Consider the following 20976-nt stretch of genomic DNA (forward strand, 5'->3'; position numbering starts at 1 on the left):
AGCAAAGCGGACCGCCTTCCGGCGACCAAGACAAAATCCCCGCGCCCTTCCGTTGGGCCTCTGGTCGGCTCAGATCAGGTCCGCGACCCCGACGGCGCAGTCCGCCGTCGGGCGTCCCTGCCCGGATCCATCCCCGAACTCCCGGGAATTTGAGCTTGGGTTCGGGGTTTTCGTTTGACTCCGGTGCGGGTTCACCGCCGCAATCACGAGCACCCTTCATGAATCGCCGGGAATTCCTTCTGCACACGCCGATCGCGGCGGCCGCCCTGGCCCCTCGAATCCTTGCCGCCGTGAATCCAAATGCCTGTTACGAGCTTCGCATCTACACCATCGCCCCCGGCAAACGGGAGGCCCTGCTGAAGCGGTTCCGGGACCACACGCTGGCCCTGTTCCGCAAGCACGGGATTGAGAGCATTGGCTACTGGCTCCCGATTCCGGAGACCGACGACCGGATCTTTTTCCTCCTGCGCTATCCGGACCGCGCGGCGCGCGATGCATCGTGGAAGGCGTTTGTGGAGGACCCGGAATGGCAGGCGGCCTACAAGGCCAGCGAGGCTCAAGGAACCCTGGTGACCCGGGTGGAGAACCCATTCCTGGTTGTCACGGACTATTCCCCGGAGGTGCGGACCGGAGACGTCTCCGGAGGCGGGGTGTTTGAATTGCGCACCTACACGACCCCGCCCGGGCGGTTGGCGGCCCTCGACTCGCGGTTTCGGGATCACACGGTGGGCCTGTTCGCCAAACACGGGATGAAGAACTACGCCTATTTTCACAAGATGCCCGACCAACCGGAGGCGGATGTCACGCTGCTGTACTTCCTGACGCACGCCTCCGAGGCGGCGGCCAGGGCTTCCTTCGATGCCTTCCGCCAGGATCCGGTCTGGGTGGCCGCCCGTGGCGCCAGCGAACAGGCGGCCGGTGGCTCTTTGACGGTGCCCGACGGGGTGAAATCCCTGTTCCTGCTGCCGGCCGATTTTTCGCCGACCCGGTGACCGTCGTCGGGGCACCCCGTTCGGATTCCCATGCCCCCAATCCTGCGCCGGGTGCCGCGCGGTCCCGGGTGGGAACGGTCCGGGCGTCGGGATGGAAACGAGAACTGCTGGGAATGCGGCGGCGCGGAGTTGACTTTCTGAGCCGGTTCGCCTCCGATCCGCGTGAATTCCCGCCAGCCATGACGACCCAAGGAGCGTCCGGTCGCGAACCTGATCGGAGGAGTGCCGGCCCCCCCGGCCTCGGCGCCACGGCCGGCGCCTTCACCCTCATCGAGCTCCTGGTGGTGATCGCGATCATCGCGATTCTTGCGGGCATGCTGCTGCCGGCTCTCGGAAAGGCCAAGGAGCGGGCGTGGCTGGCCAACGATCTGAACAACATCCGCCAGGTGGTCCTGGCCGCCAATCTGTTCGCCGCCGACAACAACGACTACATCCCGTACGCGAGCTGGGGGGACTGTGATGTGCGTGACAGCTGGTGCACGGCGAGGGGCATCCAAAACGGACAGGGGCGCAGCGATGCGGCCGTCTGGTCGAACCAGGTGGCCAGCTTCCGGCAGAGCCAGCTGGGCAACTATCTGGGCACTGAGAAGGTCCTGACGTGCCCCAAGGACCTTGCCGAGCGGGGATCGGGTCGGGGGGCGACGGACTACCGGCGACGGAACATCAAGATCACCAGCTACCTGTGGAACGGCTCCACCGTGGGATTCCAGTCGTCGGGCTCTGCCACCCCCACCTCAAAATTCAAGCTGGGGGCGATGCGCCCCACCGGGATGTTGATGTGGGAGGCTCCGGCCGAGCAGAGTGATTTTCTGTTCAACGATGTGGGGAGTTCGCCGTTTGAAGGGATTTCGCAGCGGCACGGACGTTCCCGCCGCGGACGGGACCAGACCGAGGACGTGAATGGCGTGGCGACGTTCGGCGACCTGTCGGGCCGTGCCTTTACGATGAACATGAAGAAGTGGTTCACGCCGGACTATGCGGGCACGACGGTCTGGCCGGCGGCGCCGCGCTTCAACGGGCCAAACGACGCCTGGTACAGCCTGGACACCCGGAACGGCGGCTGGCCCTGACCCTGACTTCTGCGGCCGGCATCAAGCGCGCGCGGCCGCGGCCGCGGCCACGGCGCGCCGCATTTTTCGTACCGCTGCGCCCAGCTGGCGCTGGTGAAACAGCGACGTGCCTGCGACGAAGGTGTCGGCTCCCGCCCGGGCGCACTCGGCCGCGGTGTCCGGGTTGATGCCGCCATCCACCTCGATGCGGTAGTCGAGCCCCAGCTCCCGCCGCCACGCGGCCGCCTGCTGGATCTTGGGCACGCATTCGTGGATGAACTCCTGCCCGCCGAACCCCGGGTTCACTGTCATGATCAGCAGGACGTCAATCTGGCGCACGAAGGGGCGCGCCTCGTTGATGTTCGTCGGCGGGTTCACGGCCAGGCCGACCTGCCGTCCCAGCGAACGGATCTTCCAAAGCAGGGGAGTGACCTGGGATCCGAGTTCGACATGAATCGTGAGCCCGCTGGCTCCCGCCTTCACGAACGGTTCGAGCAGGATGTCGGGCTTGGAACACATCAGATGGACGTCGCGATATCGTGGGAAATGAGGCCGGACGGCGGCCACCACCGCGGGCCCGAAGGACACGTTGGGCACGAAATGGCCGTCCATGATGTCCAGATGCAGCCAGTCCCCTCCGGCACGATGAGCCCGTTCCGCCTCCCGGGCGAGCCGGCCAAAATCGCCGGCCAGCAGCGAGGGCGCGATGATCATTCCCGGGATCCTGCGAGACCTTGCGACGGCGGTCAATCAGCGGGCGGCCGTCCCAAGGCGGGTGCGACCGGTGCCCCTGCCTCGGGATTGACCGCCCGGGTTGAAGTCCGGACTTGGAGCCGGAGCACCGGTTGCTACGCTGCTCCGACGATGATTGACGGTATTCGCCAGGCACTGGGCCACCAGGCCGCTTCGCTCCTCGACTTTTCAACTCCCAAGATTCCCAAATCGGTGCTGCACCTGCCGGGACCGGACTTTGTGGACCGTCTGTTTGCACCTTCGGACCGCAACGCCCGCGTGCTGGCGAACCTCCAGCGGCTTCATGCCTCCGGGCGCCTTGGCGGCACGGGCTACTTGTCCATCCTGCCCGTGGATCAGGGCATCGAGCATTCGGCCGGTGCCAGTTTCGCGAAGAATCCCGCCTACTTCGACCCGGAAAACATCGTCAAGCTGGCCATCGAGGGCGGATGCAACGCGGTGGCGTCCACCTATGGCGTGCTGGGTTCCGTTGCCCGCCGGTATGCGCACCGGATCCCGTTCCTGGTGAAGATCAACCACAACGAATTGCTGACCTACCCGAACAAGGCGGACCAAATTTTGTTCGGGACGGTGAAGGAGGCGTGGGACATGGGGGCGGCGGCGGTGGGCGCGACGATCTACTTCGGGTCCGAGAATGCGGGGCGGCAGATCGTGGAGGTGGCCCAGGCGTTTGCGCAGGCGCACGAACTGGGGATGGCGACGGTCCTGTGGTGCTACTTGCGCAACCCGGCCTTCAAGAAGGACAAGGATTATCACGTGTCCGCCGACCTGACCGGTCAGGCCAATCACCTCGGCGTGACGATCCAAGCGGACATCATCAAGCAGAAGCTCCCCGAAAACAACGGAGGGTTCCTGGCGTTGAACAGCGGCGATTCCAGCTATGGGAAGCTCGACAAGCGCATGTACAGCGAGCTGTGCAGCGACCATCCGATTGATCTTTGCCGCTATCAGGTCGCGAACTGCTATCTCGGTCGCGCCGGTCTCATCAACAGCGGCGGCGCCTCGGGGGCCAACGACTTCGGGGAGGCCGTGGCCACCGCGGTGATCAACAAGCGCGCCGGCGGCATGGGGCTCATTTCCGGCCGCAAGGCGTTTCAGCGTCCGATGGCCGAGGGGGTCAAGCTCCTGAACACCATCCAGGACGTGTACCTTTGCCCCGACGTCACGGTGGCGTGACATGGTGTTGCGGCCGGCAGGCTGGATCCACCCGCCGGCCCCGGGAGTTGCAGCTGCGGTTCGTGCGGCCGCGTGGCGTCAGTCCGCGAACCCCTTGAGTCGGGAGAGGAGTTGCTGTGTTGCCGCCTTGAACTCGACACTCGTGCCCTGGGAGCCGGCCACCTGGTCGGCCAGGAGCGAAAAGTCGTTCAACTGGCGATGTGCCACCGCGCGAACCTTGTCCTTTGCGGGTGCCGGCAGGCTGTCAAACGACTCCTTCAGGAAGATCAGCGAGGCATCAATTTCCGTGAGCAGCGGGAGCGCGGCGGATTCGGGCTGCGCCCCGTTGTTGACCCGGGCAAGCGCCACCCCCGCCTGGCTGTAGTAGCGGTCCAGCGCATCTTCCACCAGTTCACCCCCGGCCGGCCGGTTGGACGCGGGCGGTTCAGGCGGTGCCGGTGGTGGTGTTCTGGGCCGCAGCCAGAGCGCGCCCAACACGACAATGCCGATGACGGCCAAAACCACTGGCCAACGGGGTTTGGATTCGGGATTCACGGTTGCGCCGGAGGTGGAGATTCCCGTGCCGGCCGAATTTTGCGGCGGTGCCATCGTGAATCTCTGGCCAGCCTTCTCCATCTCGCGCCATGGCGGGTCAAGCGAATTAAGTTGGGGCTCAACGGACCTGAAGGCGGTACAGCTGCGCCGTACTTTCCGGACGGGGCGGCGCATCCGAAACTTCCACCTCACGATCGGCGTCGCCGGCGCTCACCTCATCCACGAGGTCCCATGCGTGGGATTCGTCGAGGGCCTCCCGCCGAAGGAGCCGATACGTTCGACCAGTCACGGCCGTGAATCTCAGGGTGATCCCGTCCCCGGGACCGAGGTCCACCCGCAGGGCCAGGACGCTCGCCGGATCGCGGGGATCGGTGCCGGCAACAAACTCCGCGAGATTTGTCTGACCGTCGCCATCGGCATCTTCAGTGGCATCCGCGGAATTGTCCGGATCAAAACCAAAGGTGAGTTCCCAGGCATCGGGCAGCCCGTCGCCGTCGAAATCAAAGTCCGGCGGGACGTTGGGCGCCAGGGGCGTGAGGACCGGAAGGCGGAGGATTCGGGGCGTGCCGTCCGGCACCCGGCCTTCCGAAAGATTCAGCGCCTGCACGCCGAAATGCACGGCATCCACCTGCGTGCGGTCCGGCGCAGACAGTCGGAGGGATTCCCCGAGCTGGTTGAGCCGGAAATTGACGTGATCCGGTCCACGGTCGGGACGGTTGTCCGCGAAGAATTGCACATACCCGCCGGCCGGGACCAGGCTGAGCGGTACGATCTCGAAGCGCGTTGCGCCGCTGCGCGAGGGATCGTCAGTCAAATAGCAGCCCCCCAGGTCCACCGGCAGGGATTGCGGATTGATCAGCTCGAACCACTCCGGGTCTGGTGTGCTGACGGCCAGCCACTCGTTGATGCGCACGGATTGGACGTCGCCCAAGGGAGCCGCGCCGGCGTTATCGGCACCGGGTGTCGGCCGCTCCATCAGGCGCCAGCCGTCCGGCGTGAGTCCCACGGACTGGTCGGGGAGTTGGAATCCAAAGACACGCTGGTCCAGAAGGCGGCCGACGGGATCGAGGAGTTCGAGGGTGCCGCCGAGTTCGGGAAGGGAAAAACCCAGGTTGGGCGTACCATCGGGGAGCCGATCCCCCGTCGCCCAGAGCACCCGGCGTTCGCCGGAGGCCATCACGGAATTGCGTGGGAACGTCCAGGCACGATGCCCCAGCAGGCGCACCTGATGCCCGGTGAGGTCGAGAGGGCTCTCCGATGCATTCTCGATTTCCACCCAGTCGGCCGTGGCGCCACCCGGAGTGGTGACTGCTCCGGCACTGTGCGCCATGAGCTCGCTGAAGCGGAGGGTTCTGCCGGGAGCCGCCAGGAAATTGGAGGCTCCCGGGGTGGCGCTGAAAGGCAGGGGATTCCAGTCGCCGTCGCCGTCGGGCAGCCGCCCCACTGAAACGCCGGGAACCTGCGGACCGAAGGTGACCTCGGAGTGCGCAACGCCGGAGGGATCGGACAGGGCGACAAGCCCTCCGGATGCCGGGATCGGGAATCCGAGGCGGGCGGGTCCGGTGCCGCCCGGGGCCTGAAACACCACGAAACCGCCCGGCTCGATGAAGACCGGCGATCGGACGTGGATCATGGCATCGCTGACGGCGATGGAGGAACCGGTGACCACGGCGGGAAAGTGGGCGCGATTGTGGAGCTCGATCCACCCGGCGGCGTCGCCGTCGTTGGCCATCAACTCATTGAGCACCAGCGAGGTCGCCGGCGCAGCGGTGGCGGGCTCATTGGCGGCGCCGGGCGTCGGGTTGCAGAGCGTCCAGTCTCCATCGGGGCCCGTCCGACCGAGGGTGAATCCGCGGGCCTGCGCGCCGAAGACCACCGAGTCCACCACGTTTGTGGCCGCATCGAACAGGGCCAGCGACTCCCCGGCGGCATTCAGGGCAAAGCCGGTGTTCAGCCCGCCGCCCGCGACGGGCGTTGTTCCGGCCGTGATCTGCAAGAAGGCGCCGGGCGGGAGCGTGATGCCGGAGGGAAACACAAATCTGCGCGGGTTCGCCGGCGCATCCGTGAGGCTCCATCCTCCGAGCGCAACAGCCTCGGACCCCCGATTGGACAGCTCGATCCAGTCGTTGCCCTGGACCAGTGCGGCCACCTCGTTGAGTTCGATGGACGGACGGCTTCGCGGTGCGTTCGGGGCACCCGGTGAGCCTCCGGGCTGGCGGCTGGACTGCCATGAGGACGGGGCTTCCGGATCCCCGGTCAGGGTGATCAGTTCGAGGGACGGTCCGCCCCCGTCTGCCGCGCGATCCCACGCTCCCTCGTCATCATAGGTCACGGAGTCCACCACCCGGCCCTCACGATCCAGCAGGGCGATGCGCTCGCCGCCGTTGGACAGCGCCCCACCGAAATATCCGGCCACGGCGACTCCGGGATAGTGTGCGGCGAATGCGGCGGGCTGGGTCGCGCTGGCAAGCACCAGGCGCGTCCCGGGCTGCAGGAGTGGAAACGGGGTGGCGAAACGATAGTCAACCCCTTCGAAGCGGAAGCCCGACAAGTCCACAGGGGCGGTTCCGGTGTGCGTCAGTTCGATAAACTCATGGGCATCGCCACCGGGCGGATTGTAATTCAACTCGGTGATTCGAACCGGGACGCCGGCCCCTCCGATTCCAAACCCGGCCTCGGTGAGTGCGCTCCACTGGTCCCCTGCCAGCGAACGCGCACGCAACCGCACGGCACGATCCAGAACAACAGGCGCGGTGTAGACCCCTGCGGTTGGCGCCACGGCGCCACTGAAGGGTACGCGGGGATCGGAGCCGTCGGTGGTGTAGTAGATGGCCCCCTCGAGATTGGTCAGCGTCAGCCGGTGGCCTGCCGGGACGACGCCCCCGAACGGTGCGAATCCCGGGGCGTTCGTCGAGCGGTGGAATCCGGCGCGCTCCAGGTGCGCGAGCACGTGACGGCGGCGTCCGACAATCCAGTTGGAAATCAGGTTGTTGCGGAATCCCGGAATGGTCTCGCCCACCCGCATGCGGGCCTTGATTTCCTCGTAGCGTCCCCGGACCTGGTCGTCGGTGAGGGCGCCGCCGTTGTAGAAGGCCCGGTGCACCCGGTCTGCGAACAGCAGGCGAAACTCCGGATGATTCTTCAGGCTGTTGAACAGGCGGGCGATCTCGGTGCCCCCCCAGGGCGGACTCAACGACGACAGTTGGCCGGTGATGGTGTTGAAGCTCACCCCGTGACCGTTGGGATCGCCGAAGCTCCATTCCACATCCCAGGCATAAAACCGCCACAGGCCGGAGGGCGTCCGCTCCCGTGCGGCCCGCCAGTTGTTGTGCGGCCAGTCGTCCACATCGGCGTAGATGGGCATCAGCAGGTAATCCACGAAGTTGGTGACATCGAGCCGGGTCAGGTAGCGGCGATAGCTGGCCTCGTCGGTCGCCGGCGCAGTCTGGGCGAGTTGCAGCAACTGGTTCCACGACACCTTGTCCCCCTCCCGCAGCTCGCTCATCGAGGCGATCAGGTCCCAGTCCTCGCCGCCTCCGTGGTAGTCGCGGAGGAAGTCGTCATCAATCCGCTCCACCGGGTTGTAGTATCCGCGGTACACGCCGTTGAGGAACAGGTGCACGAAGGTGCCATGGCTGGCCGCCATGCCGAGATCCGAGGACAACTGGCGGCACAGCTCATCCTTGATGAACGGATTGCTGGGGTCGTTCATGCCGGCGCGCAGGACGATGGTGTCGAAAGCATCCACCGTGGTGCCCGGAAACAGCGGGTAGCGCAGGCGCCCGGCCCCGTATTCCCCCCGGAAGTAGAGGCGGAAGGAATACTTGCTCTCCGGCAGGCTGCCGCTGCGGTAGTTGTAGCGGCTGCGGATGTAGCCGCCCCCCTGAATGCGGAGGCCCGCGTTGACGTGAAACCCCGAGTTGTCCTCGGGACGGATGTATTCCACGGAAACCGGGCGTTCCCACGCGGGGCCGTGCTTGTCGGTGTTCCGCGGGTTGTACTCCATGATGCCGGTGCGCCCGTAGAGGTGGTTGGTGGCCGTGACGAGCGACAGCGCGGGCAGCGCCCGATGCCGCGGCATCAGCCCATACAGATAGGTGTGGGTTTCCACCCCGGACGGAAGCCGGTCCTCCCGGGTCGCGATGGCCCGGACCACGCGGTTGGCGTTGATGAGGATGGGGCCGTGATACACCTGCCCCTCGGAGGCCGTGGGAGCGCTCCCGTTTGTCGTGTACCGGATCACCACACCCGGGGTGGCACAGGCGAGAGAAAGCTGGAACGGCGTGTCGTAAAAGCCCCGTCCGGCGCTGAAATGCACCGGGGCGGTGATGCCCGTCAAGGTGCTGATCCCGTTGGACGCACCCGGGGTGGGCATCGCGAAGTAACGCCACTCGCTTCCGAGACCGCTGCCGTCGCCCTGGCGTCCGTAGGCGTAGTCCGCCCCCTGCGGGCCGTAGTCCACGGAGTCCACCATCTCCCGCGGCAGTTCCGGTCCGAACAGGCGCAGCGTTCCCCCGGTGGGATTCAGTTTGAAGTGGGTGTGCGCCTCGCGGCCGGCCCCCGACCCAGGGCGGTCCTTGGCCGAGGCCCAGAGCCGGAGGAAGCCGCGGGCGGGAATGGTTACCGCCGGGAAGGTCCAGGCCCGCTGCGGATCCCTGCGGGTCCCGATCGCCCAGCCCGCCAGAGCTGCCGGGGTGTCACCCTGGTTGTGCAGCTCGATCCAATCCTCCGGATCCTGGTCCTCGTCCCGGCGTCCGGACTGGTTTTCGGCCACGAATTCATTCAGGACCACCTGGGGAGGCGGTGACACAGGATCCACCCGACAGGCCCAGCTCTGACCCTGGCCCCGGAAGGGCTGGGGCAGGGGCTCCTCGGAGACGATTTCATGCTCCGGACGCCAGGACAGGGTTGCAGGGCCCGCAGGAGCGCCCTCGGTGAAGACGAAGCGGTAGGGTCCGGCGCCGAATCCGACCACCATTTCGGCCGATGTCCCGTTCAGCAGGAGGTCGTCGGCGGTCACACCGCGCACCGCCCGGTTGAAGGTGACCTCCACTTCGCGCAGGTGGCGCACGGTGATGTCCGCGGGCGGCTGGCGGCGGGACACCTCGGGTCCGTTCACATCAATCAACTCGTAGTTCCACGAAGCCCCCGGCCCGGTGATGGAGAAGAACTGCGAAGGGGTGCCGAAGTCGCGGATTTGATGAAACGTCCCCCAGGAGATTCCGACGGTCCCGAACGCCGGTTGGGCGAAGCTGAATGTATAGCGGGACCCGCTGCCGGCCATTTGCGTGGCCGGGCTGCCATTGACCAGGAAGTCGCCGGCCGCCACACCGGTCACAGGGCGGTCAAACATCACCATGATCTGGCGCAGCCCGGTCACGATGCCCGGGGCCGGGCTGACGGCGACCACCCGGGGGGCGTCGCCGTCGGATTGCCGGGCGGCGACCGTCAGGGCCGCCAGGAGCAGCCCTCCGGCGAGGGTCAGGAGGCGGGCCGGAGTGAGCCAGCAGGCCCGGCCGGCGGGGAGGAGAGGCATTGGAAGAAGTCTGACGAATCAGGCGAAGCCGTCAAAAGCAGGCCCTGTGGAGTTGGGCTTCAGCGTTGCCGGGATGCCTCGTCCAGCCCCCGGACAATCATCTCCACGGTCTTCTCGAGGGCGCCCAGGTTGTTGCGCACCACCTTCCGGGCATTTTCGCCAAGGGTCGCCCGGCGGTCCGGATCGGCGAGGAGTTCCCCGAGGACCTGTTCCAGCGCTGCGGCGTCCGCCACGGAAACCGCACCGTCCTGCGCAAGGAACTGGGGAACCACCTGCGGGAAGTTGCCCATGTGCGGACCGAACACGACCGCCTTTCCCAGCGCGGCGGGCTCGACAGGATTCTGGCCGCCTCCAACGGTCAGGGACTTGCCGACAAAAACGACATCCGCCCGTTCGTAGAAGAAGCGCAGTTCGCCGGTGGTGTTCACGAGGAGGCATTCGACCGTGCCGGGGGCCTTTCGGATCCCGGGGCGCAGCTCGCTTCGGTAGGCGAACCGGAGGCCCAGGGACTCCAGTTCGCGTCCCACCTCGGCGCCGCGCTCGTGATGTCGCGGGACCAGGATCAGGAACAGGTTTGGGAACCGGTCACGGAGCCTCCGGGTGATGCCTGCCAGAATCGCCTCCTCTCCAGGATGCGTGCTGCCTCCGACCAGTACCGGGGCGGCGGGGTCCACGCCAACCATTGCCAGCAAACCCGCAACGTCCAGCCTCGGTCCAACCGTTGGGGGGGCCTCGGCGAATTTGAGGCTCCCCGCGACATGCAGGGCATCGGGACGGACCCCCAGATGGCGCAGACGTTCGGCGTCCAACTCGTTCTGCACACCCACCCCGGCAAACCCGGCGAACAGTTCGCGGAACAGGAATCCGGCGAGGCGGTACCGCCGGTAGGAGCGGTTGGAGATCCGCGCGTTGACCAGGAAATAGGGCAGGCCCCGGCGTTGAAGCCCCCAGATCATGTTGGGCCAGATTTCCGCCTCCACGAAAATCATGGCCTCGGGATGTATGGCGCCCAGGGCGCGCTGGACGTGCTTCCTCCGGTCAATCGGGTAGTAGATTCTTGAGACATGGGCGGGCAGGCGCCGCTGGAGTTCTCCCATGCCGGTGGATGTGGTGGTGGACACCACGAACTTGTGGATGGGCAGGCGGGATTCGAGGGCCGTCACGAGGCGGGCACAGACCGCGACCTCCCCGACGCTGACGGCATGGATCCAGAGAATGCGCCGGTTGGTCAGGGCCTGCTTGAGGCGGCCGTCGTACTGTCCAAAGCGCTGTCCAAAGCCGGCGACCCAGTTGCCGCGCCGATACATCTTGAGGAAGTAGAACGGGGCGGTGACGACGAAACCGGCGTTCAGCAGGAGATTGTACAGGGCGCGCTTCACCGGTGTGGCGCGGGCGACGGTATCGAAAGCGGCTCCCGGACGAAGAAAAAGTTACGAACCGGTGACGCGAAGCGGCGCGGGTGCCTGGCGTCGGAAGGGGATGCGGCCGGAGGTGGTGGAGCCGAGGGGATTCGAACCCCTGACCTTCTCATTGCGAACGAGACGCTCTACCAACTGAGCTACGGCCCCGCATCCCCGAAATGGCGGGCGCATGGATGGCAGAGCCGGGACCTGATGGCAAGCGCGCGCCGTCGGGGATCGCCGGCCGGGTCCCGCGGACAACGGCGGGACTTTCGCCTGTCCCGGACTTCCCCGGGAACACACGCTGGTGCGGCGTGATCGGCATCATCTTCAACCCCGCGGCGCGTGGTGAGAAGGCCGTCCGTTTTCGGGAGCATCTCGCAGACCTTGGTCCGGATGTTCGCGTGGTGCCGACCCGGCACGCCGGTGATGCCCGGGTGCTTGCGCAAACGCTCGTCGCCGACGGCCATGATTGCCTCGTTGCCGCCGGCGGGGATGGCACGGTCAACGAGGTGCTCAACGGGCTTTGTGATCACCCGGACGGGCTGTCCCGGACCCGCCTCGGAGTGATCCCGCTGGGCACAGTCAACGTCCTGGCCAGGGAGTTGGGCGTGCCGGCCGGCTTCCGTGGGGCGTGGGCATGGATCCGGTCCGGCGCCCACCGGTTGGTGGACCTGCCCTGTGCTGAGTTTTCCTCCGCGGAGGGAGCGCGTGAGCGGCGTCATTTCATCCTGCTGGCGGGTGCCGGCCTGGACTCCCAGGCGATCGGGTTGGTGAACTGGCAACTCAAGAAGCGGTTGGGACCCATGGCATACGTCTGGGCGGGCGTTCGCGCCATGCGGCTTCCGCACCGACCACTGGTGGCCGGGGCCCACACCGTCGAAATGGCGGCGATCGGCAACGGACGCTTCTATGGGGGATGCTTCCCGCTGTTCCCCGGGGCGTGCCTCGACGACGGTCTCCTCGACTTCACGCTCGTTCCCCGCGTGACCTGGCCGGTCATTCTTCGCGTCTTCCTCCATCTCCTCGGCGACCGTGTTGCCGGTTCTCGCGATGTGGTCCGGCTCCGGGGACCCATGCTGACCCTGGAATCCGCCGCGCCGGTGCCGTTGCAACTGGATGGCGACCTGGTCGGCTGGCTGCCCGCAACGATCACCGTCCGTGCCCGCGCGCTGAAACTTGCGGCACCCGCGGTCGCGGACAGACCGGAAGCGGGCGCGACCTGAAGACGTTCGGCGTTCGTCCGGATGATCTCGGAAACGGGGCGCGCAAGTGCCGTGGTCCGCCGATGAGCCGGCGCGTCGAGCCCGCCATCCCAAGGGCCCGCCTTTCCCCCGGGCTTGGGTCGTTCCCGTGCGTTTCCAGGCCTACGGCTCCACGTTGACCCGGGTCCCCACCAGGACCATCCGACGCAGATGATCGGCGTCCCAGTTGGCGAGGCGGAAACAGCCGTGGCTTTCGGTGCGGCCCACCTGCTCGGGACTGGGCGTGCCGTGGATCCCGTAGCCGGGGCGGCTGAGTCCAATCCAGGCGACTCCCACCGGATTGTTGGGTCCCGGCGGCAGCAGCAGCCGACGGCCGAGGCGCCGGCCCTCCTCGGACTCGGGAAACACTTCAGGATTAAAGGTGTAATCGGGGTCTTTGATCACGACCACCACGCTCAAGGAACCGACGGGCCGCTTGGAGGCCAGGCGACCGATGCTGACTGGAAAATGCACGAGCAGATGCCCCTCGTCGTCGTAGGCACGGAGATACCGGCCGGCAAGGCTGATCCGGATCAATGCGGCCCGGCGCGGCGGGGGGTAGGCGGCGTCGGGCACCTCGATCCGGGTTCCGGGCACGAGGGAGTCCCAGTCCACGCCGGGATTCAACCGGCGCAGCAGCTTCGGATGCGCATGCGTCCGCTCCGCGAGCCGCTCCAGGGGCGAGGCGTAGTCCAGTCTTTTGAGGCGCGACTTGGCCAGCCAGGTGTCGGGAACGGGTGTTCCCGGCGCGGCATCCTCCGCCGTCACCTGATGCCGCTGCAGCGGCGGCCTTTCCAGCTGGAGCGCGCGCGCCGTGTCACGATCGAGACGGCCGGACTCGTCGAGGCCCTGCTGGTACTGGAAGGCGCGCAACGCCGCCTCGGTCTGGGCACCGCCGACACCGTCAATCGAGCCGGAGCCGATGCCGTGCCTCGCGAGGACGATCTGCACTTCCAGCATGTTGGTCGCAATGCGCGGCAGGAACGGCATGGGGCGTGCCGGCTCGGGAATCGGCGGGGATAACGGCGCGGTGGGAAGGTCCGGGGCGGGGACTGGCACCGACGGAGGGAGGGGGTGCGCCGTCACGGGCGCGAAGGTTGCGGAGGGCTCCGGGGCGGCGATCTGAGGCGCAAGGCGGGCGGATGGAGGCGCACCCACGGCCGGGTTCCCGGTGGGCGATGCGGAGGGGACCGGTGCGGGCTCCCGGCTGCGGATCCACCACCAGATGCCGGCCGCGGTGACGCCCAGCAGGAGGGAGATCAGGAGGCCGCGGCCTCCCCGGGAGCGGCGTGCCGGCCCGCGGTTCGACGCAGGTTTTCGGGAACGGGGCATGGGCAGCATCCGACTCAGACGTCAATCACGGGTCCGCCGCCCGGCGGGTCGTTCCTGTCGTTGTCCCTGCTCGTGCCCTTGTGGGACCCGTGCCGGCTCCGGCGGACGTCCATTCTGGGTCCCTGACCCATCAAGGCGTTGGTGAGCATGGACACCGCGCTGATGACCAGGCTGCCCCAGACCGCGGACCAGAATCCGTTCACCACAAATCCTTTCACCAGTTCGGCCACCAGCAACAGCAGCAGCGCATTGATCACCACGATAAACAGCCCGAGAGAGACCACCAGCAGCGGGAGGGAAAGCAGCAGCAGCAGGGGGCGGACAAATGCATTGAGAAATCCGAGCAGCAGCGAGGCGACGAGGACCGTGGCGGTGGAATCGTAGCGGATGCCGCCCACCACCTGGGCGGCCACCAGCACCGCGAGGGTGGTGACCACCCACCGCTTTAAAAATGAAAGAAATGCCGGCTCCACGCGGGGACACCCTAGCCCAGAGGCCGGGCGGGGAGTAAGCGCAGAGTGAGCGCCGGCCGGGCGGGGCTGCCGCCCGCGGATCGCTTCGCCCAGGCTGGCGTCGCCGCAAGCGAGCACCGGGCAGCCATCCGCGTCCATCATCACGAACTCGTCGTGCCTCGGAAGAAAGGTGCTGGAGCCGTCCGGGGCTGTCGAACGTCGGGAATGAGATTTGGGGAGCCGGTGTGGTGGACAGGAAGAAGGTGTCGGGAATCTGCACGGGCATCCCGGGGACGTTCACCGACAGCTTCACCAGCGACATCGCGTCGCCCGCCGGACGGTTCAGCGAGGCGGCGGTCGGCAGCACGGGCGGGGAATTCGAGGGCGAGGCGATTACGGCGGCCGTGACGGAGGCCTGCTCGATTGGATCAAAGACCGGACCTTCCGGACCGGTCTGCCGGAAGTTCAACTCCTTGGTCAGAGTGACCGCGCCGCCGGCGACCGGGGAGCCGCCGGGAGGCGGTTCGGCGCATATTCCCCCACCTCAATGCCACCCGGACTGATTCCTGGCCCCGAGGCCGGAGTCACGAAGTTGCCGGCGGTCTCCGCGAGAGCCAACCCCGCCGCGCTGCGGATGACGCCGCTGTTTCCGGCGTTCAGGGTCCATTGCACAGTCACGCTGCGCGGCCAGCCGCCCGAATAGGTGTCCTCCACCGTCGTGACCGGCGAGAACCTCCCGGTGACAGGGGAACCATCCTCGCGTACCCTCCCGGGCTTGAACGAAGCGCATCTGAAGTTGCCGCCGTCCGCGCCTGCCGACCGCGTGCTCGCCATGCCCCCAGGGGTCCGTCTGGTGACCCTGCCCAATGGTCTGGAGGTGATCCTCCGCGAGGATCGCAGCGCCCCGGTGGTCAGCGCCCAGGCCTGGTGCCGTGCGGGCAGCATTGATGAGGGCCGCTGGCTGGGCGCGGGCCTGTCGCACGTTCTGGAGCACATGCTGTTCAAGGGGACCACGACCCGTCCCGCGGGTCGTATTGACCAGGAAGTCCAGTCCGCCGGCGGCTACATCAATGCCTTCACGTCGTTCGACCGAACGGTGTACTATATCAATGTCCCCAATACCGGCGTGCTCGTGGCGGTGGACATCCTCTGCGACATCCTTCAACACGCCACGCTTCCTGCAGACGAACTGGTCCGCGAACTCGACGTCATCCGGCGGGAAATGGACATGGGGCAGGATGATCCCGGACGGCGCTCCGGACGCCGGCTCTTCGAAACGGCCTATACGCGAAGCCCGTACCGGTATCCGGTCATTGGCGTGCCCGACATCTTCAACCGTGTGACCCGCGAAGACCTCGTCGCCTTCTACACCGAGAAATACGCCCCCAACAATTGCTTCTTCGTCCTGGTGGGTGACTTCGATACCGAGGCGGTCCTGGCCCGGATCACCGCGGCGTATGCGGGCTGCGGAGCGCGCCCGGTGCCCGTGGCCTCACCGGCCATCGAGCCGGTCCAGACCGCCCCGCGCGAGGTCATGGAGGAGGCTCCCATCGAACTCGGCCACCTGCACCTTGCGTGGCACATACCGGAACCCCGCCACCCGGACATCGCGGCCCTGGACGTACTCTCGACCCTCCTGGGCAGCGGCCGCAGCTCCCGGCTGTACCGCGCGGTCCATGAGGAGGCGGGTCTTGCCCATTCGGTGAACGCGTGGATCTATTCGCCCGGGCTGGAGGGCCTGTTCGGGGTCAGCAGTGTCTGCGACGGCGACAAGGCCGCCGCGGCGCGCGACGGCATCCTGGCCGAAGTGGAGCGGATGAAGATCGAGCTGGTTTCGTCCACCGAGCTGTCGAAGGCGGTGAAGCAGTTTACGGCCGGCATGCTTTCCTCCCGCAAGACCATGGAAGGCCAGGCGATGGACCTGGGCGCCAACTGGATCCTCGCCAATGACCTGGGCTTCAGCGAGCGCTACCTGGCGGCGGTGGTCCGGCTGGTGCCCGAGGACCTGCGGCGGGTCGCCCGCGAGTACCTCACGGAGACCAACCGGACGGCCGTGGCGCTGCTGCCTCGTGGCGCCGTGCCCCCCGCTGCATCGGTGACCACGGCGTTTGCCGAACACCCGGTGTGCAAGTTCACCCTGCCCAACGGCCTCCGGCTGCTGGTGAAAGAGGACCACCGGCTGCCGTTCGTTGAATTTCGCACGGCGATCGGAGGCGGGGTGTTGTCCGAATCAGTGACCGACAACGGCATCACGGCCCTGTTGTCCCGCCTGCTGGTCAAGGGCACCACGCGCCGCACCGGGGAACAACTGGCCGATGAGATCGAAGGCCTCGGCGGCAGCCTGGATCCCTTCGCAGGAAACAACAGCTTTGGGATTTCGGCGGAGGTGTTACGGGATGACTTCGAGACCGGCCTCCAGCTCGTGGCCGAGGTGCTGCGGCATCCGGCGTTTCCCGAGCCGGCCCTGGATCGCGAACGGGCGACCCAGCTCGCCGCCATCCGCGGGCAGCGCGACCAGTTGCTTGCCAGCGCGTTTCAGGCCATGCGCCGCAGCCTGTTCGGGGACGCCGGGTACGGGCTGGATGTGCACGGAACCGAACCCGCGGTCTCGCGTCTCGGTGTGGCGGATCTCCGGCGTCATTACGCCCGGCTGGTCACACCGGAAAACACGGTCTTCGCCGTCTATGGCGACATCCATGCCGATGCAGTCCGCGGCGCTGTGGAGGCCATTCTGGGGGACTGGCCCTCCTCCGGCGGCGCACCGACGTGGACCGTGGGCCGGGGAGAGCGGGGCGCCCCGCGGTCCGAGGTCTGCCGCGACAAGGAACAGGCGGTGATCGTGCTTGGGTTTCAAGGCACCACGTTCGACGGGGCCGACCGGTACCCGCTGGAGCTGTTGCAGGAGGCCTGCTCCGACCTCGGCAGCCGGCTCTTCCGGCGCATCCGGGATGAACTCGGTCTCGCCTACTACGTGGGCGCGTCCCATTTCGTCGGAAGGACTCCGGGCTACTTCGCCTTCTACTGTGGCACCTCCCCAGGGCACTGCGAACGCGTCGAGCAGGAGCTGCGCGCCCAGGCGGCCTCGCTGTGCCTGGAGGGACTCACCGCGGAGGAGCTTGCGCGGGCCCAGGCCAAGGTCATCGGGCACCGGAAGATTGCCCGTCAGGACCTCGGACAAACGGCCCTCGCCGCCGCCCTGGATGAGCTGCATGGCCTTGGATTCGACCATGGGGACCGCGACGACGAACGATTTGCCGCGGTGAATCTCGATGAAGTGCGGGCCGTGGCCGAGCGTTACCTGCAGCCCGAGTCCGCCGTCCTCTCCGTCATTCGCGGCGGCGGTTGACCACCGCGTGTCGGCGGGCCGCCGGGAAACGTCCCCCCTTCAGGCGTCCCCCCTTCAGGCCCGGGGCCCCCCGAACCGGAGGACCAGCTGCTCAGCCGCCGGGCGGGTGAGGGGAAGGGGACCCCTAAGGACGCGGAAGCATCCGCACGGCATTGGTGGGTGCGGGGCAGACCTGCTGGCAGACGGTGCAGCCGTTGCAGGCCCCCGGGTCCACCATGGGAAGTCCCGCGTCCATGACGAGGGCGCCAGGCACCGGGCACTGGTCCACGCAGCGGCGGCAGCCGTCATAGATGGCGGTGCAGTGGCGCCCCTGGATGACCGCCACCCGGGTGGGATCGGGACGGGTCTCGGGCGCCGGTTTCGGGTGCAGCGGGGCGAGCGGTTTTGCGAACAGGCGGAAAAGGTTCCGACGCGAAACGCCGCTCATTGCCCGGAGGGGGAAGGGGGTTGGGGCGGCGCGGGCGACTCGAGTGCGCCGAGCCGGCGAAGGACCTCTGCAAGCAGCTGCCGGTGACACGCTTCAACGGGCGCGGTGGCGGTGTTGACGATGAAGTCGCGTTCGTTGGCCCGTGGTGGATCGAAAGGATAGTCGAGCAGGAGGTCCAATTTGCCCGCCTGGGCCTTGCGATACAGACCCTTGGGATCGCGCTTCAAGCACTCCTCCAGGGGGGCCTCCACATGCACCCAGACCATCCGGTCGCCCAGCACCTGGCGGACGCGGTCCCGTTGTTCGTATTCCGGGGCCATGGTGGCCACCACCACCGTGATGCCCTGTTCGCTGACCAATCGGGCCATTTCGGCGACGCGCCGGTGATTCTCGGTGCGCGAACCGGGCGTAAAGCCCAGGTCGGAGCTCAGCCCGGAGCGCGCCAGATCGCCGTCAATGAACACCACCGGCCGGTTCCCCGCGCGCAGTTCCCGGCACAACAGGTTGGCGAGGGTTGTCTTGCCGGCGCCAGAGCGTCCGAACAACCAGAACACAATTGCCACCCGCCGAACGTTCCAAACGTGCCGCCTGATGACAACGCGGAAGCGTTCCGCAGCGATGTTTGACACCGCCCGTGTCGTCGCGCGCGAGCTGGACCTGATCGTGGTGAAGGCGCTGGCACGGGATCGCGATCGCCGCCCCGCCACCGCCAACGGCCTGGCAGCCGACCTGCGGCGGCACCTCAACCGGGAGCCGGTCACCGCGGCACCCCCCACGCTGGGCTACCAGCCCCAGCTGTTTTACCGGCGGCACCCGTCCCGGGTGGGTGCCGCTGGCGCCGTCGCCGTCCTGCCGCTGGCCGTCACCGTCGTCAGCATCGCCTTCACCATCCGCGCCCGCCGTGCCGACGCCTGGGCCCGGCGGCAGGTGGCCATCGCACACAGTGAATCGGAGTCTTTCTGGAAGGCGGTGTTCACGCAACTGGTCCCCTGGCAGCACACCAACCGGACCGTGACCTGTGGAAGGCAGCGCGGCGGTGGCGAGGGGATTCAGTTGGGGCCGATGGCGTCGGCATTGCGGGCCCGCTCATACCGGCGAGCCGCCTCGGCGTCACAGTCGGTGACGACGTGGGCGCCGGTGCGGTTGGCAATCGCCTCCCGCAGGACGTGACTCATGGCGGATGTCAAAGCCGCTTCGTGGCGCCTCCGATACTGATGCAGGTCCGCATGCGAGGGGGTCAGCCCTGCGGCAAGGTGCCGGGCGAGTGGTTCCTCGGCACAAAGGGCCTCCATGTCCCAGGAAGCGTAGCGGCCTGTCAGCAGACACCACAGGACGATCCGGGCCACGATCCGGGCCTCGGGATTCGGGGCGGCGTCTCCGGGCAAGGCGTCGGCAGCCTCCGACACCTGACGCAGCAGCCGGACGGCGGGTTGCCAGGCGCGCAGGTCGTCGGGGAAGTCGTGAGGAATGCCATCGTCGAAATCCTGCCGGCGGTACACGAGGGTCACCCCGCCGTCGCCGGGCACCTGGGAAGAATCCATAGTCGGGTTCATACCGGTGTCGAGGCCCGAAGGGCACTGGAAATTCCGGGATGTGGATTCCCACGCTCCGTCCGTTCGGCCAGCCACTCCAACCGCCCTTGAGCCAGTATGTGCCGACCCGGCTGGTGCCAGGTCGTGCGTGACCCGAATCAGTGTGGGGCACGCGATGGTGCCGGGCTGGTGACCGATGCGCACCGGTACGGGAGCTCGAAAGTGCCGCTCAACAAATCCCCAAGCGCCGGCACGCCTTGAGTGACATGCGATTCCGTGAAGTGCACGCCGCGGGTCGGGAGCGGATTCATCGGCCTGCAGAGGTGCCGTCACCCTCGCCCGAATCGCACGGCGTTTCCCAGGTGGCACGGAGTTCTCCAGGGTCGTGGCCCGCTTCGCGGAGCGACTCCAGACTCAGCGCCGCATGGCGCTTCGCGAGGCGGACGCCTCGATCGTCCGTCAGCAGCGGGCAGTGGAAGAACTGCGGGGGTGCGAGGTTCAGCGCCTCATAGATCAGCAACTGGCGGGCGGTTGAGATCAGCAGGTCGGCACCGCGCACGACCTCGGTGATGCCCATCGCGGCATCGTCCACTACGCAGGCAAGCTGATAGGCCGGCAGGTCATCGTGGCGCCACACGACAAAGTCCCCGAAGTCCCGTCCGGCGACGAATGCCTGGACTCCTGCCCGGGCGTCCACGAAGGACACGGTACGCCCGGCAGGCACCCGGAACCGCCAGGAGGTCCGGACAGCGTCTGGAGCCGCGGACCGGGTGCGGCAGGTGCCTGGGTAAATCGGTTCTTCGTCCGTGGCGTGCGGCGCCTGGAGCGCCGCCTGGATGTCGCGCCGGGAACAGGTGCATGGAAAGAGGTGTCCGGAATTGCGCAGTTGCTGGAACGCCTCGCGGTACCCCGGCAGCCGGTCGCTCTGGTTGTATGGCCCGAAGGGGCCGCCGAGGTCGGGACCTTCCTGCCACTCGATGCCCAGCCAGCGCAGGTCCTGCAACATGGTGTCCACAAACGCGGCACGCACCCGGTCGCGATCGAGATCCTCATTGCGCAAGACCAAGGTTCCGCCGGACGCGCGCGCCCGGCAGTGAGCCGTCCAGAAAGTGCGGGCGTGTCCCAGATGGAGCCGCCCGGTGGGCGATGGTGCCAGGCGTCCCCGGTAGGGACGGTGCGTGTCCGGAGGGCCGGGCATGGGCG

General features: G+C 67.4%; 16 protein-coding genes and 1 tRNA gene. 7 read left to right on the plus strand and 10 right to left on the minus strand.

What is annotated here, in order from left to right; all coding sequences use genetic code 11:
• Positions 1-218: 218 nt before the first annotated feature.
• Together KF791_05650 and KF791_05655 are read left to right on the plus strand one after the other, a co-directional pair.
• Positions 219-992, plus strand: coding sequence for an NIPSNAP family protein (locus tag KF791_05650; GenBank protein MBX3732060.1), 774 nt, complete (start codon positions 219-221; stop codon positions 990-992).
• Between the two features lie 179 nt (positions 993-1171).
• Positions 1172-2062: a type II secretion system protein gene (locus KF791_05655; GenBank protein MBX3732061.1), complete on the plus strand. Its 891-nt coding sequence runs from the start codon at positions 1172-1174 to the stop codon at positions 2060-2062.
• A 21-nt stretch (positions 2063-2083) separates the two neighbouring features.
• On the opposite strand, the gene rpe is transcribed toward KF791_05655, so the two are convergent.
• Entirely contained in the window at positions 2084-2755 is a 672-nt protein-coding gene (gene rpe / locus KF791_05660) for a ribulose-phosphate 3-epimerase (GenBank protein MBX3732062.1), read from the minus strand.
• Between the two features lie 150 nt (positions 2756-2905).
• Between rpe and KF791_05665 the strand changes: the two genes are divergently transcribed.
• Positions 2906-3970 (plus strand): class I fructose-bisphosphate aldolase, encoded by a 1065-nt coding sequence (locus KF791_05665; GenBank protein MBX3732063.1) that lies wholly within the window; start codon positions 2906-2908, stop codon positions 3968-3970.
• A 78-nt stretch (positions 3971-4048) separates the two neighbouring features.
• Here the strand turns inward: KF791_05665 and KF791_05670 are convergent, their stop codons facing one another.
• The 4 genes from KF791_05670 to KF791_05685 form a co-directional block, all read right to left on the minus strand.
• Positions 4049-4474, minus strand: coding sequence for a hypothetical protein (locus KF791_05670; GenBank protein MBX3732064.1), 426 nt, complete (start codon positions 4472-4474; stop codon positions 4049-4051).
• A 148-nt stretch (positions 4475-4622) separates the two neighbouring features.
• Positions 4623-10040 carry a lamin tail domain-containing protein gene (locus tag KF791_05675; GenBank protein ID MBX3732065.1) on the minus strand — a complete coding sequence of 1806 codons (5418 nt, stop codon included), beginning with the start codon at positions 10038-10040 and terminating at the stop codon, positions 4623-4625.
• A gap of 59 nt (positions 10041-10099) precedes the next feature.
• Entirely contained in the window at positions 10100-11419 is a 1320-nt protein-coding gene (locus KF791_05680) for a 3-deoxy-D-manno-octulosonic acid transferase (GenBank protein ID MBX3732066.1), read from the minus strand.
• A gap of 113 nt (positions 11420-11532) precedes the next feature.
• Positions 11533-11608, minus strand: a tRNA-Ala gene (locus KF791_05685).
• 146 nt (positions 11609-11754) lie between these two features.
• On the opposite strand from KF791_05685, the gene KF791_05690 reads away from it, so the two are divergent.
• A complete protein-coding gene (locus KF791_05690; protein MBX3732067.1) occupies positions 11755-12666 on the plus strand; it encodes a diacylglycerol kinase family lipid kinase in 912 nt (303 codons plus the stop codon).
• Between the two features lie 141 nt (positions 12667-12807).
• Here the strand turns inward: KF791_05690 and KF791_05695 are convergent, their stop codons facing one another.
• Positions 12808-14016 (minus strand): L,D-transpeptidase family protein, encoded by a 1209-nt coding sequence (locus tag KF791_05695; protein MBX3732068.1) that lies wholly within the window; start codon positions 14014-14016, stop codon positions 12808-12810.
• 14 nt (positions 14017-14030) lie between these two features.
• Positions 14031-14627, minus strand: a complete 597-nt coding sequence (locus KF791_05700) for a phage holin family protein (protein ID MBX3732069.1) — start codon at positions 14625-14627, stop codon at positions 14031-14033.
• An 89-nt stretch (positions 14628-14716) separates the two neighbouring features.
• Here KF791_05700 and KF791_05705 point away from each other — a divergent pair, with 89 nt between their 5' ends.
• Both KF791_05705 and KF791_05710 read left to right on the plus strand, forming a co-directional pair.
• Complete coding sequence (locus KF791_05705; protein ID MBX3732070.1) at positions 14717-15031, plus strand: hypothetical protein; 315 nt, start codon at positions 14717-14719, stop codon at positions 15029-15031.
• Between the two features lie 212 nt (positions 15032-15243).
• A complete protein-coding gene (locus KF791_05710; protein ID MBX3732071.1) occupies positions 15244-17814 on the plus strand; it encodes an insulinase family protein in 2571 nt (856 codons plus the stop codon).
• A gap of 124 nt (positions 17815-17938) precedes the next feature.
• Here KF791_05710 and KF791_05715 read toward each other — a convergent pair whose 3' ends face one another.
• Positions 17939-18241 (minus strand): hypothetical protein, encoded by a 303-nt coding sequence (locus KF791_05715; GenBank protein ID MBX3732072.1) that lies wholly within the window; start codon positions 18239-18241, stop codon positions 17939-17941.
• Positions 18238-18804 carry an adenylyl-sulfate kinase gene (locus KF791_05720; protein ID MBX3732073.1) on the minus strand — a complete coding sequence of 189 codons (567 nt, stop codon included), beginning with the start codon at positions 18802-18804 and terminating at the stop codon, positions 18238-18240. The genes KF791_05715 and KF791_05720 overlap by 4 nt, the downstream gene beginning before the upstream one ends.
• 28 nt (positions 18805-18832) lie before the next feature.
• Between KF791_05720 and KF791_05725 the strand changes: the two genes are divergently transcribed.
• Positions 18833-19411 (plus strand): hypothetical protein, encoded by a 579-nt coding sequence (locus KF791_05725; GenBank protein ID MBX3732074.1) that lies wholly within the window; start codon positions 18833-18835, stop codon positions 19409-19411.
• A gap of 669 nt (positions 19412-20080) precedes the next feature.
• Here the strand turns inward: KF791_05725 and gluQRS are convergent.
• Positions 20081-20971, minus strand: a complete 891-nt coding sequence (gene gluQRS, locus KF791_05730; protein ID MBX3732075.1) for a tRNA glutamyl-Q(34) synthetase GluQRS — start codon at positions 20969-20971, stop codon at positions 20081-20083.
• Between the last annotated feature and the right edge of the window lie 5 nt (positions 20972-20976).

This window comes from Verrucomicrobiia bacterium, assembly GCA_019634635.1.
Taxonomy (GTDB): domain Bacteria; phylum Verrucomicrobiota; class Verrucomicrobiia; order Limisphaerales; family UBA9464; genus UBA9464.